At 74.7% G+C, this 16,717-nt stretch carries 17 protein-coding genes; 3 read left to right on the top strand and 14 right to left on the bottom strand.

Translation table 11 applies throughout. The annotated features are described in order from the left end of the window. Window positions 1-44 precede the first annotated feature (44 nt). The 3 genes from K7854_RS05455 to K7854_RS05445 form a co-directional block, all read right to left on the bottom strand. Entirely contained in the window at window positions 45-1,289 is a 1,245-nt protein-coding gene (locus tag K7854_RS05455; protein ID WP_226025200.1) for an ATP-binding protein, read from the bottom strand. Beyond that, a complete protein-coding gene (locus tag K7854_RS05450; RefSeq protein ID WP_226025199.1) occupies window positions 1,286-2,068 on the bottom strand; it encodes a hypothetical protein in 783 nt (260 codons plus the stop codon). Before K7854_RS05450 ends, K7854_RS05455 begins: the two co-directional genes overlap by 4 nt. Window positions 2,069-2,193: 125 nt before the next feature. Continuing rightward, window positions 2,194-2,700: a protein-tyrosine phosphatase family protein gene (locus K7854_RS05445; RefSeq protein ID WP_226025198.1), complete on the bottom strand. Its 507-nt coding sequence runs from the start codon at window positions 2,698-2,700 to the stop codon at window positions 2,194-2,196. A 107-nt stretch (window positions 2,701-2,807) separates the two neighbouring features. Between K7854_RS05445 and K7854_RS05440 the strand changes: the two genes are divergently transcribed. Next, on the top strand, window positions 2,808-3,611 hold the full coding sequence (locus K7854_RS05440; RefSeq protein ID WP_226025197.1) for a nuclease-related domain-containing protein: 804 nt from the start codon (window positions 2,808-2,810) through the stop codon (window positions 3,609-3,611). A 75-nt stretch (window positions 3,612-3,686) separates the two neighbouring features. Here the strand turns inward: K7854_RS05440 and ligD are convergent, their stop codons facing one another. Further along, a complete protein-coding gene (gene ligD, locus K7854_RS05435) occupies window positions 3,687-4,568 on the bottom strand; it encodes a non-homologous end-joining DNA ligase (RefSeq protein WP_226025196.1) in 882 nt (293 codons plus the stop codon). 77 nt (window positions 4,569-4,645) lie between these two features. Here ligD and ku point away from each other — a divergent pair, with 77 nt between their 5' ends. Beyond that, entirely contained in the window at window positions 4,646-5,731 is a 1,086-nt protein-coding gene (gene ku, locus K7854_RS05430; protein ID WP_226025195.1) for a non-homologous end joining protein Ku, read from the top strand. A 220-nt stretch (window positions 5,732-5,951) separates the two neighbouring features. On the opposite strand, the gene K7854_RS05425 is transcribed toward ku, so the two are convergent. From K7854_RS05425 to K7854_RS05380, 10 genes are all read right to left on the bottom strand, one after another. Then, a complete protein-coding gene (locus K7854_RS05425; protein ID WP_226025194.1) occupies window positions 5,952-6,560 on the bottom strand; it encodes a hypothetical protein in 609 nt (202 codons plus the stop codon). A gap of 209 nt (window positions 6,561-6,769) precedes the next feature. Further along, window positions 6,770-7,516 carry a DUF4142 domain-containing protein gene (locus tag K7854_RS05420; protein WP_226025193.1) on the bottom strand — a complete coding sequence of 249 codons (747 nt, stop codon included), beginning with the start codon at window positions 7,514-7,516 and terminating at the stop codon, window positions 6,770-6,772. A 143-nt stretch (window positions 7,517-7,659) separates the two neighbouring features. Further along, on the bottom strand, window positions 7,660-8,565 hold the full coding sequence (locus K7854_RS05415; protein WP_226025192.1) for a DUF3152 domain-containing protein: 906 nt from the start codon (window positions 8,563-8,565) through the stop codon (window positions 7,660-7,662). A gap of 294 nt (window positions 8,566-8,859) precedes the next feature. Beyond that, window positions 8,860-9,195 carry a TcmI family type II polyketide cyclase gene (locus tag K7854_RS05410; RefSeq protein WP_226025191.1) on the bottom strand — a complete coding sequence of 112 codons (336 nt, stop codon included), beginning with the start codon at window positions 9,193-9,195 and terminating at the stop codon, window positions 8,860-8,862. Window positions 9,196-9,239: 44 nt separating this feature from the next. Then, complete coding sequence (locus K7854_RS05405) at window positions 9,240-9,719, bottom strand: SRPBCC family protein (protein WP_226025190.1); 480 nt, start codon at window positions 9,717-9,719, stop codon at window positions 9,240-9,242. 1 nt (window position 9,720) lies between these two features. After that, window positions 9,721-9,990, bottom strand: coding sequence for an acyl carrier protein (locus tag K7854_RS05400; RefSeq protein ID WP_226025189.1), 270 nt, complete (start codon window positions 9,988-9,990; stop codon window positions 9,721-9,723). Between the two features lie 122 nt (window positions 9,991-10,112). Beyond that, window positions 10,113-11,387 (bottom strand): ketosynthase chain-length factor, encoded by a 1,275-nt coding sequence (locus K7854_RS05395; RefSeq protein WP_226025188.1) that lies wholly within the window; start codon window positions 11,385-11,387, stop codon window positions 10,113-10,115. Next, entirely contained in the window at window positions 11,384-12,655 is a 1,272-nt protein-coding gene (locus K7854_RS05390; RefSeq protein WP_226025187.1) for a beta-ketoacyl-[acyl-carrier-protein] synthase family protein, read from the bottom strand. The genes K7854_RS05395 and K7854_RS05390 overlap by 4 nt, the downstream gene beginning before the upstream one ends. Then, window positions 12,652-13,122: a cupin domain-containing protein gene (locus tag K7854_RS05385; RefSeq protein WP_226025186.1), complete on the bottom strand. Its 471-nt coding sequence runs from the start codon at window positions 13,120-13,122 to the stop codon at window positions 12,652-12,654. The genes K7854_RS05390 and K7854_RS05385 overlap by 4 nt, the downstream gene beginning before the upstream one ends. 179 nt (window positions 13,123-13,301) lie before the next feature. Next, complete coding sequence (locus K7854_RS05380; RefSeq protein ID WP_226025185.1) at window positions 13,302-14,495, bottom strand: SchA/CurD-like domain-containing protein; 1,194 nt, start codon at window positions 14,493-14,495, stop codon at window positions 13,302-13,304. Window positions 14,496-14,778: 283 nt separating this feature from the next. Between K7854_RS05380 and K7854_RS05375 the strand changes: the two genes are divergently transcribed. Next, window positions 14,779-16,716 (top strand): FAD-dependent oxidoreductase, encoded by a 1,938-nt coding sequence (locus K7854_RS05375; RefSeq protein ID WP_226025184.1) that lies wholly within the window; start codon window positions 14,779-14,781, stop codon window positions 16,714-16,716. Window position 16,717 lies beyond the last annotated feature (1 nt).

Below are 16,717 nucleotides of genomic sequence, written 5' to 3'. Positions count from 1 at the left end.
CACGCGCCGCCCGCCGCACTGAGCCATCGGGGAAGGTGCCGTGGTCAGGGCTGCTGAGGCAGTGTCAGCCGGGCCAGCGCCCCGCCGTCCGGCGGGTTGGTGAACTCAAGGCGTGCCCCGAGCACCTCGGCCTGCCCCAGCGCGATGGTCAGCCCGAGCCCGTGCCCCTTCGTCCCGCCCTCGGTGCGGAACCGCTGCGGACCGTGCGCCAGCAGGTACTCCGGATAGCCGTCCCCGTGGTCCCGCACGGTGAGCACCGCGCCGTCCACGGTCAGCACCACCGGCGCCCGCCCGTGCCCGTGCGCGTTCGACACCAGGTTGCCCAGCACCCGCTCCAGACGCCGCCGGTCGGTCTCCACCCACGCGTCCCGTACGACGTCCACCCGGGTGTCCGTGCCCGAAGCCCGCACCACCCGCCGGGCCAGCGCGCCCAGCTCCTCCGGCTCCGTCGCGGGCCGCTCCCGCCCGCTCTCCAGCCGGGAGATCTCCAGCAGGTCCTCGGTGAGGGTGCGCAGCGCCGCCACCCGGTCCCGCACCAGCTCGGTGGGGCGGCCGGGCGGCAGCAGCTCGGCCGCCGCGTGCAGGCCGGTGAGCGGGGTGCGCAGCTCGTGCGCCACGTCCGCGGTGAACCGCTGCTCGGCGAGCAGCTTGCCCTGCAGCGACGCCGCCATGGAGTCCAGCGCGGCGGCGACCGAGGCCACCTCGTCTAGCGGGCGGGTCGGATCCTGGGCGCGCGGGTCGCCGACCCGCGCGTCGAGGTCGCCGCCGCTGATCCGCCGCGCCACCCGCGCCGTGGTGTGCAGCCGCCGGGTCACCCGCGTCACCGCGAACGCGCCGACCAGCAGCGTCGCCCCGATCGCCAGCGCCGACGCCCACACCAGGGTGCCGTCCAGGCCGTCGATGGTGGCCTGGCCCTGGGAGTGGTCGACCCGCACCGCCAGCGCCCGGCCGCCGTCGGCGGGGCCCGCCGCCCACATCGTCGGCCGCCCGGCGTACCGGGCGACCATCGTGCCGCGCCGGCCCGACACGGCCAGCTCCCGCAGCTGCCGCGGCAGGCCCGGCGGATCGACGCCCGCCCCGCGCCGCAGCGGGTCACCCGCCTCGTAGGACTCCGTCGCCTCCCGCAGCCGGGACAGGGCGACGTCCCGCGCCTGGCCGACGGTCCGGTTGGTCACCGACACGTGCACCAGGACGCCGAGCAGCGCGGCGAGCCCGCAGCACATCACGGTGATGAAGACGGCCGCCTTCACCGCGAGCGGTCCGGTCCACCGCGGGAGCGCGAGCCTCACCGGGCGCTCGCCGAGGGCGACGGAGCGGGCGACGTCGAGGGCGACGGCGAGGCGGACGGGCGCTTCGTGTGCTGTCCGCCGTCGCCGGTGCGCAGCATCTCGTCGCTGGTCAGCAGCATGGCCCGCTGGTCGGCGTCCCAGGTCCACTGCAGCCGGTACTCGTACCCGGCGACCTCGGAGGGCGAGCGGACGATGACCGTCCGCCCGGCCAGCTCGACCGCGCTCACCGCGTCCTCGTAGGACATGACCCGCACCAGCCGGTCCTTCTCGACGGTGTACACCCGCACGGCGGTCAGCTTGTCCGGCAGCAGCCGGAAACCCAGCGTCATCTCGGGCCGTCCGTCACCGGTCAGGTCCCGGTAGTACGGCCGCAGCACCGGGCAGCCGCCGCGCGTGTCACCGGCGCCGTCCGGGCCGCAGTCCGCCATCCGCACCGACGTCTCGTGGTACCGCGCCTCCGCGCCCGCGTAGTCGTCCGGATGCGCGGCGATCTCGGCCCGCACCGCCGCCACCGGATCCGCCCGGCGGATGTCGCCGCCCGGCACGGCGACGCCCTGCACCGGCGCGTGCTCCACCTCGCCGATGTCGTACGCCGGACTGGACGCCGGGGTCAGACCGGGCCACAGCCGGGCCGGATGGCGTGCGGCGGGCGTCGCCCCGGCACTCTCCAGGCCGCCGCCGTCCCCGCAGGCCGCCAGCGCGCCGGCCGCCGCCGTCGCCAGGAGCAGCGCGAGGGCGGCGGGGACGCGGGCGGGGCGCCCGCGGCGGCTCGGGAGCACTGCACTCCAGGGGTTCGGTGATCGGCGTCGGCGGTCCCGCACGGCCGCGGGCGGCACCGCGGACCTCACGGCACCCACGCATCTTCGTACGGAAGGCCATTTTGCGTGCGTCCGGGCCCGCCGGGCTACTCGGCCAGCTCCTCCAGCTGCCGCACGGTGGCCAGACCGGCCCGGAGGTAGGCCACGAAGAGGTCGTTGTGCAGCGCCCACGGCGAGCGCCGGGCCCGGACCAGCCGGATCGCCTCCTCGGCGCCGCTGCCCCGCCGCATCAGCGTGTGCGCGACCACGAGACCGGAGCGGTTGTACCCGTGATAGCAGCGGACCAGGACCTTCCGGCCGTCGTCGAGCGCCTCGCCAGCGGCCCGGGCCAGCCGGATCACCCCGGCGAGCTGCGTGCCGTCCAGGGGGCCGTCCGGGATCGGCCAGACATGGTGCTCGACGCCCTCGTCCGGTCCGTGTCCGGGCAGCCGCAGCAGCGTCTGCACCAGGTCGAACTCGTCCCGCACCACGGCGAACTCCAGCCGCCCGGCCGACCGCCGGAACTCGTGCCCGCCCATCCACAGCCCCGGCACGATCTCGTCCCACGGCCGGTCCGGGGCCGGTACGTCGGGGCCCATCCCACGGGTACGCACGGGCGCCTCCCAGTCCTGCCCAGGGCCTGCCCAACTCCTCCCAAAGGTAACCGGGTTCTTGCCCCGGCAGCACCCCTCCTGGTCCCATGGACGGGGGTGGTGATGGCATGGACGGACTGCGTGTCGTGCCGACCCGGCGCCACGGCCGGGAACGGCTCTACGTCTGCCTCCCGGACGGCGCGAACGTCGCCTGGTACGACCGTGAGGCGGCCCGCGTCAACCTGCTGAGCGACGACCGCAGGGACGAGGTCCTGCAGGCCCTCGGCCCCTTCGTCACCGGCCCGGTCACCATCGGCCCGCCCCCGGTCCCGACCCCCGCGGAACTGGCCCGGCTCAGCCTCCACCCGGACGACGACCTCGCCCCCAACCGGCCCGGCGAGGCCCTGCTGGTCGCCCTGGAGCGGGAACCCGGTCCGGCGCACCGGCTGCGCCCCGACCCGCGCCGCCGGGCACTGGCCGCCGAGCAGACGACGGGGGCCGCCCTCGACCGGCTCGACGGCGCCGGCTGGCACGCCCTGCACTCCCTCCCGCTGCCCGGCGGCGACCGCGTCCACCACCTGCTGATCGGCCCCGGCGGCCTCTTCGCCCTGCACGTGCTGCCCGCCCGCAGACAGCGGGTGCGGATCGACGACCCGCGGGTGGCGCTGGGCCGCCGGGCACCCCTGCCCCTGCTGCGCCGGGTCCGCGCGGACGCCGACCGGGCCTCCCACGCCCTGACGGCGGAGGTCCGCCCGGTGCTGGTCCTCGTCGAGCCCGCACACGTGTCCGTCACCGTTCCGCCCCGCTCGGTGCGCGTCCTCACCGACCGGGAGCTGCCCGACCTGGCCCGCACGGGCGGGGTGCTGAAACCGGCGGACGTCGAGGCCCTGCACGCCATGGCCCGGGACCGGGCCACCTGGCAGCGCCTCTGAGCACATCGGCGGGGCGCGGCGGTCTGCGGAGCGCGGCGGGGTACGGCGGCCGCGGGCCGCAGGACGGGGCGCGGCTCAGGGCAGCGCCGCCGCCCGGCCGCGCTCGAACAGCGGCGCCAGCAGGTCGCCGTAGTCCTGCACCCGGGGCCCGACGTCCGGCGCCAGGAAGACGAACTGCTCCGCCCGCCCGCACCCGGCGACCTCCTCCCACGTCACCGGCGTGGAGACCGCGGGCACGTCGCGGGCGCGCACGGTGTACGGGGCGGCCGTGGTCTTGCGCGCGGCGTTCTGGCTCCAGTCCACGAACACCTTCCCCGGCCGCAGGCTGCGCGTCATCCGGTGCACCACCAGCTTCGGCAGCGCCCGCTCCGCCTCCACCGCGAGCGCCTTCGCGTACTCCGACACCCGCTCCGAGGACGACCCCCGCACCCCGGCCAGCAGGTGCAGCCCCTTGGCCCCGGAGGTCTTGGCGTACGCCTCGATCCCGTCCGCCGCCAGCCGCTCCCGCAGCCACAGCGCGACCTCGCAGCACTGGACCACGGTCGCGGGCGGCCCGGGGTCCAGGTCGAACACCAGCCGGTCGGCCTCGCCGGGGTCGTCCGCGGTCCACTGGTGGGTGTGGAACTCGGTCACCAGGTTCGCCGCCCACATCAGGCTCGCCAGGTCCTGCACCAGCACCATCCGGGCCGGGCCCTCCGAGCGGGGCACCTCGGCCGTGGTGACCCAGTCGGGGGTACCCGGCGGCACGTTCTTGGTGAAGAAGACCTGGCCGTCCGGGCCGTCCGGATACCGCAGGAAAGAGACCGCGCGGTCCCGCAGATGCGGCAGCAGCACGTCCGCCGTCGTCGCGTAGTAGTGCAGCAGCTCGCCCTTGGTGAAGCCGGTCCCGGGATACAGCACCTTGTCCAGGTTGCTGAGGGCCACCCGCCGCCCCTCCACTTCCGTGATAGGCGCCATACCATGAGAGTCTCACGAAACCCGGACAAAACGCCCGCGACTGATCCGGTACTCGCCCGACGGGAAAGGTGCGGCACGTGCGATCCATCTGGAACGGCGCCATCTCCTTCGGCCTGGTCAGCATCCCGATCAAGCTGGTGAACGCGACCGAGAGCCACGCGGTCTCCTTCCGCCAGATCCACACGGAGGACGGCGGCCGGATCCGCTACCGCAAGGTGTGCGAACTGGAGGACCGCGAGGTCACCCAGGCCGAGATCGGCAAGGCCTACGAGGACGCCGACGGCTCGATGATCCCGATCACCGACGAGGACCTGTCCCAGCTGCCGATCCCGACGGCCCGCACGATCGAGATCGTGGCCTTCGTGCCCGAGGACCGCATCGATCCGCTCCAGATGGGCTCGGCCTACTACCTCGCCGCGAGCGGCGCCCCGGCCGCCAAGCCGTACACGCTGCTGCGCGAGGCGCTCAAGCGCAGCAACCGGGTCGCGATCGCCAAGTTCGCGCTGCGCGGCCGGGAGCGCCTGGGCATGCTCCGGGTCGTCGGCGACGCCATCGCGATGCACGGGCTGCTCTGGCCGGACGAGGTCCGCGCCCCCGAGGGCGTCGCCCCGGAGGCCGGCGTCACCGTGCGCGACCAGGAACTGGACCTCGCGGACGCCCTCATGGACACCCTCGGCGAGATCGACCTGGACGACCTGCACGACGAGTACCGGGAGGCCGTCGAGGAGGTCATCGCCGCCAAGGCCGCCGGTGAGCGGCCCCCGGAGGTCCGTGAGGAGGCGGCGCCCGGGAAGGTGCTCGACCTGATGGCCGCGCTGGAGAGCAGTGTGCGGGCCGCGCGGGAGTCCCGGGACGGCGAGGAGGCCGGGGCGGCCGAGGAAGCGGAGGTCAGGTCCCTGCCGCGGCGCGAGACCTCCTCGTCCCGGCGGGCCCCCAAGGCGACCGGCGGCAAGAAGTCGACGTCGACGGCGGCGAAGAAGACGGCGGCCAAGAAGGCGGAGCCGAAGAAGTCGACGGCGAAGTCCGCGGGGTCCGCGAAGAAGACGGCGGCCGCCAAGGGCACCGCCAAGAAGGCCACGGCCAAGGGCACCACCAGGGGCGGCGACAAGAGCACGGCCAAGACCACCGCGAAGAAGACGGCGTCCCGCAGGCGCAGCGCCTGAGCGGCGCCCGCCGCACCCCCCGGTCGGCGGTGCGCTCCGGGGGAGGGCGGCCGTCGTGGACGGAAGGTCGTGTGGCGGTCGGTCGTGTGGTGGTCGGTCGTGGGGCGGGCGGTGGTGTGGCGGTCGGTCGTGTGGCGGACGGCCGTGGGGCGGGCGGTGTGTGGCGGATGGTCGTGGGGCGGGCGGTGGTGGGGCGGACGGCCGTGCGGCGGTCGGTCGTTCAGCTGGCCGGCCAGGCGGACGCGGACGCGGACGCCCGGGGTATCGCGGACGGCGCGGGCGCGAAGACGGCGGGGCTCGCCGCGGCGGACCCCGTCGGCGCGTGCGAGGCCGGCCCGAGCGAGGCCGAAGTGGGCACGGCGGGGCTCTCCTCCAGGCGCTGCCCGATGGTCTCGGCCGGGTCCCCGCCGGGGACGGCCGGCCCGGTGGACAGGTGCGACCAGGCGGTCAGCGCGAGGGCGACGGCGGCGGCCGTGCCGACCACCCGGCCGATCCGGCGCAGCCGGGCCCGACCGTCCAGCTCGTGCCAGCCGGGTCCGGCCCACGTCTCCTCCCGGCGCCACGCCTCGCCGACCGTGCCGCGAGTGCCGCCGGGGCGGTCAGGGAGACCGTGGCGGTCATGGTGGCCGTGGTGGCCTGGGCGACCGGCGGGGGGCTCCTCAGGTCGCCATCCGGGGACCCGGTCGCGTGCGGAGGGTTCCCTGGGGGCGGAGGCGCGGATGGCGCGCTCGTCGTCCTCCAGGAACAGCCGCCAGACGTACTCGGGCACGTCCGGCGTGCCCTCCGGCTCGCCCGGTGTGCCGCCGCTGCCCGGCCCGGAAGCGGTCATGGTCCCGCTCTTCCTGTCGTCGGCCCCGGACGGACACGGGCGGGGGCGAGGGGTGGGCCCGCCCACCACCGGGTCCGGCGCCGGATGGTCATGGCCCGGCGGACTCCGTCGGCCGCCACCCCCTGAGAACGTGCGCGACCGGCGGCCCGTTCCCCACGCCGGCGGTCGTGACTGGGTCGTGATCGTGACCGTGCCCGAACCCCGGCTCCTCAGCGGGCCGCCGGGGACGGAGTGGGCGTCGGGGAGGCGGTGTTCACGTTCAGGTCGGGGCGCGGCTTGAGCACCAGCACCCGCTCGCCAGGCTGCGGCGGGGGCGGGGTGACCTTCTCCCTCGGCAGCTTCGCCGGGCCGGTCTGCTGGAAGGTGACCTGGTCGTACTCGACGAGTCCGGTCTTCTCCAGCACCGTGATGTGGTCGAGCACGGTGTCGTTGGCCAGGTCCGCCAGCTGCCGCACGAGGGTGTTCTTGGTGGAGGCCCGGATCTTGGCGATGGCCGGGAAGATCTGGCCGTGGGTCACCCGCATGATGTTGACCGCCGACGAGTCGAACTCCTTGCCGCTCTTGGCGTCCACCGTGGCCACGAAGCCCTCCTGCTGCGGGGAGGCCCGGTTGGGCAGCGTGATGCCCAACTCGGGGGAGATCTCCCGGCACATCGCGTCCAGACCGGCGTGCCCGACGACCAGGTGCTCACCGGCCGTCTTCATCGCCTCCGTCGTACCGCGCTCCATCACCATCTCGCCCAGCGGGTACTCCCACAGCCCGGCGGCGCGGACCTTGACCACGAAGTCGCGGTCGGCCTCGGTGAGCGGGCCGAACTTGGTACTGGCCACGATCCGGTTCTGATCGCCGTCGGCCTTGTCCAGACCGAGCACGGCCGGAAAGGCCAGCGCGGTGAGGGTCAGGGTCATCGCACCGAACAGGACGACGACTCCGATCCTGCTGCGGGACGGGCGCATGGTGCCTCCAGGGGCGACGCGGGACGCGCACGCGTGCGCGTGCTCGTACGGGTACGCCAGGAGATACGCAAGCGGCGGGCGGATCCTTCACCGCCGCGGCACACGACCTGCGGCACACGACCGGCGGGGCGCGCCGGGTGCGCTCAGGGCACCGCGGGGCCGCCCAGGTAGGCGCCGTCCTCGTCGTAGGGCCAGGCGTTGGCCACGCACCCCTTGAGGCCCTTGATCTGCTGCATCATCGCCGGAGCGGGCCGGCCGGCGCCGGGGCAGGTCTCGTGGCCGTGGCCGATGCGGTGCCCGACCTCGTGGTTGACGATCAGCGCCCGGTAGTCGTGGATCGGGCCGTCGAACTGGGGGGAGCCCAGCACCCAGCGCTTGAGGTTCACCACGACGTCCGTGCCGACGCTGCAGTTGACCTCGCCCCGGGTGAGCAGGCCCGCGGCACCGCAGATCTCGTCGACGGTGCCGGGCGTGGCGATCTTCACCACGAAGTCGTACGAACCGCTGCTGACCAGCCGGAAGGAGTTGGTCCCGTCCCGGGTCCAGCCGCGCCGGTCGGCGAGCACGTCGGCGATCTCGGCGGCGGCGGCGCTCGGCCGGACGTCGATGTTCTTCTCGACCAGGACCTTGTAGCGGCGTACGCGGTTGCCGGTGCCCACGGTCGTGCCGTCGGCCTGCGCGGTGACGAAGGTACCGGGGCCGGTCGCCGGGACGGCGATGGTGCTGGGGGAGGGCGAGGCTGAGGGAGAGGCCGAGGGTGAGGCCTTCGGGGACGGCGACGCCGAGGGGGAGCCGGAGGGCGAGGGCGAACGGGTCGAGGCCTCCAGGGCGTCCGCGACGTCGGCCACCTGGTCGTCCGTCACCGGCGGCCGGGTGTCCCGCCAGTACGCGACGGCGGCGCCCGCGGTGAGCAGGACGGCCCCGAGGGCGAGACAGGCCAGGACCGCGCGGGCGGGTCCGCGGCGTCTGCGTCTGCGGGAACGGGATCTGCGCCCGGCGCCGGCCGGCCCGGTTCTCCGGCTGGTCCGGCGGGCGGTGGATCGGCCCACGGCGTGCGTCCTCTCTGCTGGTCGGTGGGGCGCGCACAGCGGACTCCGGTGTGCTGTCGTACCCCCAAGATCCAAGCGGACGCACGTGCGAAAACGTCACGGTTTCCGAAGTGTCCCTTCTCACGCGGACATTCGTCGCACGGCTGCAACCGTTCGCCGCCCCCGTACGTCTTCGCCCGGACGTGCCGTGCTGTTCCGTGCTGGTCCCCGCTGCTCTCTGCTGTGCCGGAACGGAGACGTCGGGGCCGCCCGGCGAGAACCGGGCGGCCCCGACGCGTCCGGGGCGGAGTGCCGTCAGCCGACGGGGGTCCGCTCCCAGCGGTAGAAGCAGCGCGCCATCGCGTCCTTCGGACCGCGCCAGGTCGCCGGGTCGTACGCCGAGACGTACGGCTCCAGCCGCTCGCTGACCCGGCGGAACTCCGGGTGCCCGGTCAGCCTGCCGATGGTGGGGGCCGGGTCCTCGTCGCTCTCGATGAGGTGCATGTACACGCCGTCACCGAACTCGAAGAGGCTGCGCCGGTTGACGCCCACCAGGTGCGGCAGTTCGCCGCTGTCGGACTCCGCGAACACCTTCGCGATGTCCGGTGCCGCGCCCGGTGCCATCCGGGCGACGATCAGTGTGTGGTGCATGGGGTGCTGCCCTTCGCCGGTCTCGGTCCCTGTCCGGGTGTCTGTCAGTCGGCGAGCGCCGAGGCGGTCCGCCGCTCGCTCGCCGCCTGCTCGATCCGGTCCCGGATCAGCGCCATCTGCGTACGGGAGTTGCGGTTGATGTTGTCCGTCATCCACGCGTCGTCCACGGGCGCGTCCGGCTTCATCGCGAAGTCCTGCGTCCAGCGCATGACGACGCCCTCGGCGGTCTCCGCGTACTCCCAGACGATGTTCATGTACTGGAAGGGCCCGGTCTCCACCCGCTGGGCGCGGACCGTGCGGGTGACCGGGTCCGCGACCCGCTCGGAGACCCAGCTCCACACCTTGCCGTCGGCGTCCGGGTGCATGGTGAGCCGGAAGGTGACCTTGTCGTCGGTGCGGTCGAGCACCTCGACGGAGGCGTACTCGCTGAACAGCCGGGGCCAGTTCTCGATGTCGTTGGTCATGTTCCAGACCAGCTCCATCGGGGCGGCGATGGTGATCTCGTTGTCGGTGTGGCCTGCCATGTCACACTCCCGTCTTGAGGGCGCCGTTGACCAGCGCGAGGAAATCCGCGGGCGTCTTGCAGCGCTCGGCCTGCTCGGGCAGGCCCAGGCCGTACCGCTTCTCCAGCTCGGCCACGATGCCCAGCAGGCCGAGGGAGTCCAGGCCGAAGGTGTCGAAACCGTCGTCGGCCTGCTGTTCGAGGGTGAGCGGGTCGACGTGCACGCCGGCGGTGCGCTTCATCAGCGCCGACAGCTCCTCGACGGTCACCTGGTAGTCCAGTTGGTCGGTCATGGGTGTCCTCCTTGACTCGGTTCGGTCGGTCACGGACGTCCTCCGCGGCCGTCGGTCGTGGTTCGTCGGTCGGTGGCCCGCGTGCACGGCGCGCGTTCGCGGCCCGCCTGCACGGGCCCTCGTCAGCGGCTCCCGGCCGGCGCGGCGCCGCGTCGCAGCACGAGCGCCGAGTTGGACCCCATGAGCCCGCGCGCGAGAACCAGGGCGGTGCGCGGCTCGGCGGGGCGGGCCCGCCCGGTCACCAGGTCCAGGTCGTGGCACACGTCGAGGACGTGCGGGGTCGGCGGGACCAGCCCGTGCTCCATCGCGAGCACCGCCGTCGCCACGTCCAGCACCGGCGCGGCGCAGTACGCCCGTCCGGTCCCGGTCTTGGGCGCGGTCACCGGCACCCGCGCGGCGTGCGGGCCCAGCGCGTCGGCGAGGGCCAGGGCCTCCGCCCGGTCGGCCTCCGGGATGCCGAGGGCGTCCGCGAAGACCACGTCGACCTCCTCGGGCCGGCAGCCCGCCTCGGCCAGGGCGCCCTCGATCGCGCGGGCCAGGCCTTCCCGGGACTCGGCCCAGCGGCCGGGCCCGGTGAAGGTCGCCGCGTGCCCGGCCACCGTCGCCCGCACGTCCGCCCCGCGCTGACGGGCCGCCCCCTCCTCCTCCACGACGAGTACGGCACCGCCCTCGGCCGGTGCGAACCCGCAGGCCGCGTCGGTGAACGGGCGGTAGGCGCGGTCCGGTTCGGCGGCCCGGCTCAGCTCGGGGTAGCCCAGCTGGCAGACGATCGAGTACGGGGCCAGCGGCGCCTCCGTCGCGCCGCAGACCACCGTGTCGGTGCCGTTGCGCACCGCCAGTGCCGCGTGCGCCAGGGCGTCCAGACCGCCCGCCTCGTCGGCGGCCACGACCCCGCAGGGGCCCTTGAAGTCGTTGCGTATGGAGACCTGGCCGGTGCTGGCCGCGTAGAACCAGGCGATCGACTGGTAGGGGCCGACGTGGCGCGAGCCCTGTCCCCACAGGTTCTGCAGCTCCCGCTGCCCGAACTCGCCGCCGCCCGACCCCGCCGCGGTGACCACGCCGACCGAGTACGGCGAGTCGGCGTCGGCCCGGCCGAACCGGGCGTCGGCCAGCGCGTGCTGGGTGGCGGCCAGCGCGAAGTGCGTGAACCGGTCGGTCTGGACGAGGAAGCGGTCCTCGACCGTCTCGGCCGCGTCGAAGCCGTGCACCTCGCCCGCGACCCGCAGCGGCAGGTCCGCGCAGCCCTCCCGGGTGACGGGCCCCAGGCTGCTGGTGCCGTCGGCGACCGCCTTCCAGTGCGCCTCGACACCGGTGCCGTGCGGCGACACCACGCCGAGTCCGGTGACGACCGCGCGCCGGCTCCCACCGCCGGTGCCGGTCCGCTGTGGCCCGCTCATCGCAGCCCTCCTTCACTGCCGCTCAGTACGACCGCGGACTGGAAGCCGCCGAAGCCGCTGCCCACCGACAGCACATGCCGCAGCGTCCGCTCCCGTGCCTCACGCGGCACGTAGTCCAGGTCGCACTCGGGGTCGGGGGTGGTGTAGTTGGCCGTGGGCGGCACCACCTGGTGGTGCATCGCGAGCACGCACGCGGCCAGCTCTATGGAGCCGATCGCGCCGAGCGAGTGGCCCACCATGGACTTGATGGAGCTCATCGGCGTCTCGTAGGCGTGCGCGCCCAGCGAGCGCTTGACCGCCGCGGTCTCGTGCCGGTCGTTCTGCTGGGTGCCGGAGCCGTGCGCGTTGACGTAGTCGATGGCCGAGCCGTCGAGGCGGGCCATGTCCAGCGCGGTGTCGATGGCCCGCGCCATCTCCAGGCCCTCCTTGGTGAGCCCGGTCATGTGGTAGGCGTTGCCGAAGGTGGCGTAGCCGGAGATCTCGCAGTACACGTCCGCGCCCCGGGCCCGGGCGTGCTCCAGGTCCTCCAGGACCAGCACCGCCGCGCCCTCGCCCATCACGAAGCCGTTGCGCTCGGCGTCGAAGGGGCGGGAGGCGTGCGCGGGGTCGTCGTTGTTCGGCGAGGTCGCCTTGATGGCGTCGAAGCAGGCCATGGTGATCGGCGATATCGGCGAGTCCGCCGCTCCCGCCAGGCACACGTCCATGCGGCCCTCGGCGACCGCGTGGTAGGCGTAGCCGACCGCGTCGAGACCGGACGTGCACCCGGTGGAGACCGTCTGCACCGGCCCGCGCACCCCGAACTCCTCGGCGACCGCGGAGGACAAGGTGGCGGGGGTGAACGCGCGCTCCAGGTGCGGCTCGGCCCGCCGGTCGTCGACGTCCCAGCGGGAGCCGCGCTCGCTGACCAGGACGTAGTCGTGTTCGAGCCGGGTGGTGCCGCCGACCGCGGTGCCGAGGGTGGCCCCGGCCCGCCAGGGGTCCTCGCGGTTCATGTCGAGGTTCGCGTCCCGGACCGCCTCCGAGGCGGCGACGAGCGCGAACTGCACGTACCGGTCGCAGCGCTGGACGGTGGCGAGGCCGAGCCCGTGGTCGGCGGGCTCGAAGTCGCACTCGGCGGCGATCTGCGAACGCAGCCCGGCCGGGTCGAACAGGGAGATGCGGCGCGTCGCCGTACGGCCGTCGGACAGCAGCCCCCAGAACTGGGGCACGCCGATCCCGCCCGGGGCGACGACGCCTATGCCCGTGACGGCGACCCGACGCCGGGTCATGACACCACCTCGGCCGCCGGGGCGGGCCGCTCGTGCCCGGCGTGGCCCGCGTGAGCCCCGTCGCAGGGCAGCGCGTTGCCCTGAGCGTCCTCCGTGTCGACGTGACCCAGCTCCGGGCGCGGGGCGAGCGGCCCCAGGTGGAACACGAGCCGCGCCTCGACGTCCCCCGTGTTGCGGAAGCGGTGGCGCATGTCCTGCGGGATCAGCAGCCCCTGCCCGGTGGCGAGCGAGTGCGGCACCCCGTCCAGGTCCACTTCGAGGGCGCCCTCCGTGACGTACACGAACTCCTCGGAGTACGGGTGGTAGTGCTCGGCGATGCGGTCGCCGGGCTGCACGATGGCCACGCCCATGAACCCGCTGGTCGACCCGGCGGTGGTGGGCGTGAGAAGGGCGCGGAGGTCTCCGCCGCGACGGCGGTTGGGCGCGATGTCGCCGAGGGAGACGATGCGTACCTGCTGGTCTGTCATGTCGTTCACTCCGGGGTGACGGGAGGAAGGGGAAGAAGCGGGGGAGGAGCGGGAGGAGAGCGGGAGGAGCAGGAGGAAGCGGAGGGGCGGGGCGGGTTCGCGCGGACGGACGGGCGGTCGGGCACGTCGTCGGGCCCGGCCGGGTCGGTCGCGCGGCCGTGCGGTCGCGGGAGCGTGGTTCAGGAACCGGCCGAACGCCGGTCGGTGAGGGGCGTCATCCGCAGCCGGGCCAGCAGCGCGGCCTGCGCCGCTGCATCTGCCGGTACCCCGTCGACACCGACGGCGGCCGTGTCCAGCAGCCGTTCGGCGGCCGCGGCGCCCTCGGAGCCGTACAGGCCCAGGACGGCGGCGGGCGCGGCCTCGGGGTCGCCGGTCACGTCCACGAGCCGTACGACGAGGTCGTCGCGGTGGAAGACGGTGGCGGCGCGCACCGGGCCGTCCGGGTCCTGCGCGGCCGAGGCGTCCCGGCGGGCCAGCAGCCGGGCCAGCTCCCCGCCGGCGCCGGGACGCACCGGGTAGAGCAGCGCGATCCGCTCGACGTGCGCACCGGACCGGCCGGGGGAGGTCGCGTGGTGGACGGCCGGCATCGCGGCCCGGGTGAAGAAGCGCCGGGCGGAGTGCGGGTCGGCGAGGTCCCGGTCCTGCTCCAGATACGGGTTCAGGGCCTCCTCCACGGCCCGCACCCCGGGCTGCCGGGCCACGTGCCGCAGCGCGGTCTGCAGGTCGCCGCGCACCTCCACGGCCCGCACGATCCGGTTGCCGGACATGAAGAGCGAGGTGCGCAGCAGCCGCGTGGAGCCGTCCACGTGGGCGTCGGGCGACACGTACTCGGACAGCAGCCGGGCGGTCTCGGCCTCGGTGCCGGGCCGCACGGTGAAGGTCAGGGCGTGGCGTACGACGTTGCCCCCGATCCGGGGCGCGGAGCGCGGCTCACCGGGTGCGGGCCGGGCGCCGTCGGTCTCCCGCAGGACGCTGTAGCGCAGCGAGCGGGTGTCCCGGACGCAGGTCTGCAACGGCTCCACGGTGTCCAGGTGCTCGTCGCTGTTGACCCAGGCCAGGAAGGGCGCGGCACTCTCCCACTCACTGGTCAGCAGCCACTGGGTGGGGTTCTCCAGGGACTGGCACAGCTGGTCGCTGACGTGTCCCGGAACAGCGGCGACCCGGTCGCGGATGCGCTCGTAGGCGTCCAGGAACTCCTGCTGCATTCCGTCGTGGACGTCCAGCATCAGGACGACCCGCACGCGGGATCCGTCGAACGCGGATATCGACACGCCGCCGGCGTCCGCCGCCACGGCCTTGCTGTGCGTGGCGTCCGTCGCGTCCGTGGCATCCGTGCTCGGGGCATCCGTCGCTACGACGGGAGAGACCGTCATCCGGCCCACCTCTTCTCGGGGTCTTCCTCGTGGACTGGGGCGATCGTCGGCGGCGCCCGCCGGGCAGGCGGGGTGCGACGGTCGCGTAAGCACGATCGTGGGCCGTGCCCGCGGGGTCCGCGAACCAGGAGGGTTAAGCGGGTGAAGCCTGCGCCGCCGCGGGCCCCGGCGGGCCGTACGGGGCATGCATGAAGGCCCCGGCGCACCCCTGTCGGACCCCACCCGCAACTCGCACGTCTGTCGCGCGTCCGTCGCGCACCTGTCGCACAACGGAGGACGAACCATGAACGCAAGAGCCGACCGGTCCGGCGGCGCCGCCCCCGGGGGCGACCGGACCCACCGCGTCCCGGTGCTGGTCGTCGGCGGGTCCCTGGTGGGCCTGTCGACCTCCGTGTTCCTGGGCCGGCTGGGCGTGAGGCACACCCTGGTGGAGCGGCACGCCGGCACCTCCATCCACCCGCGGGGGCGCGGCAACAACGTCCGCACGATGGAGATCTTCCGGGTGGCCGGCACCGAGCCCGACATCCGCCGGGCCGCCGCCACCCTGGCCGACAACCACGGCATCCTGCAGACGCCGACCCTGGTCGGCGACGCGGGGGAGTGGCTGTTCAAGCAGATCGACCCCGGCAACGGCCTGGCCCGCTTCAGCCCCAGCTCGTGGTGCCTGTGCAGCCAGAACGACCTGGAGCCCGAACTCCTCGCCCACGCCGCCAACCTCGGCGGCGACCTGCGGTTCGGCACCGAACTGCTCTCCTTCGAGGCCGACACCGAAGGCGTCACGGCCATCGTGAAGAGCCGGGAGACCGGCGAGCACACCACCATCCGCGCGGACTACCTGGTCGCCGCCGACGGTCCCCGCAGCCCCGTGCGCGAGCAGCTCGGCATCGGCCAGAGCGGACCCGGCGACCTCTTCCACAACGTCAGCATCACCTTCCGCTCCCGGCGGCTGGCCGACGTCGTGGGCGACCGCCGCTTCATCGTCTGCTACCTGACGGCCGAGAACGCCGACGGGGCGCTCCTGCCGGTCGACAACCGCGAGAACTGGGTCTTCCACGCCCCCTGGCACCCCGAACAGGGCGAGACGGTGGAGGACTTCACCGACGAGCGCTGCGCCGCCCACATCCGCCGCGCGATCGGCGACCCGGACCTGGACGTCGAGATCACCGGCAAGGCCCCCTGGCACGCCGCCCAGCGCGTCGCCCGCAGCTACCGCTCCGGCCGCGTCCTGCTGGCCGGCGACTCGGCCCACGAGATGTCGCCCACCGGCGCGTTCGGCTCCAACACCGGCATCCAGGACGCCCACAACCTCGCCTGGAAGCTGGCCGCGGTCCTCGAGGGCTGGGCGGGCGAGGGCCTCCTGGACACCTACGACACCGAACGCCGCCCGGTCGCGGAGGCCACCAGCGCCCGCGCGGCCCACCGCTCGGTCGAACACAGCCACCCGGGCTTCGCCCCGCCCCCGGCCATGGGGGGCGGGGCGCCTGGCGGTCCGGGCGGTCCCGGGGGCCCGGGTGGCGTGCCTGGTGGTCCGGGGGGTTCGGGTGGTCCGGGCGGTGTGCCCGGGGGTGTCGGTGGTGCGGGGGACGTCCGCGGTCCGGGCGGGGCCGGGGGCCCGGGCAGTGCGCCCGGGGTTGCCGGCGGTCCGGGAGGCCCTGGTGGTCCGGGAGGCTCCGGTGGTCCGGGCGGACCTGGAGGCCGACCCGGTGGCGGGCCCGGTGCCGGCGGCCCCGGCGGCGGTCCGCAGCGCGGGATCCTCAACGTCGCCCTCGGCTACCGCTACCCCCGGGGCGCGGTGGTCGGCGCCGACCCGGCGACCCCGGTGGTCCCGGAGGGCCTCGACCTCACCGGCGCGCCCGGCAGCCGGGCCCCGCACCTCTGGCTCCGCCGGGGCGAGGAGCACCTGTCCACCCTGGACCTCTACGAGGACTCCCTGGTCCTGCTCAGCGACGCCGCCCAGCCCACCGGCTGGCACGAGGCGGCCGCAGAGGTGGCCGCCGGGATGCGGGTCCCGCTGAAGTCGTACCGCGTGGGCGGCACCCCCGCGGCCGACCTGGTCCCGGACGACGAGGAGACCGACTGGGCGCGCGCCCACGGAGTGACCCGGGACGGCGCGGTCCTGGTCCGCCCCGACGGCTTCGTGGCGTGGCGCTCCCCGGGGCCCGTCCCCGACCCGGCGTCGATGCTGCGCCAGGTGGTGGCCTCGGTACTGGCCCGCACCTGAG

The sequence above is a fragment of the Streptomyces hyderabadensis genome, from assembly GCF_020404845.1.
Taxonomy (GTDB): Bacteria; Actinomycetota; Actinomycetes; order Streptomycetales; family Streptomycetaceae; genus Streptomyces; species Streptomyces hyderabadensis.
The sequence above is the reverse complement of the archived record's forward strand: the minus strand, read 5'-3'. Positions and strand labels throughout refer to the sequence as shown.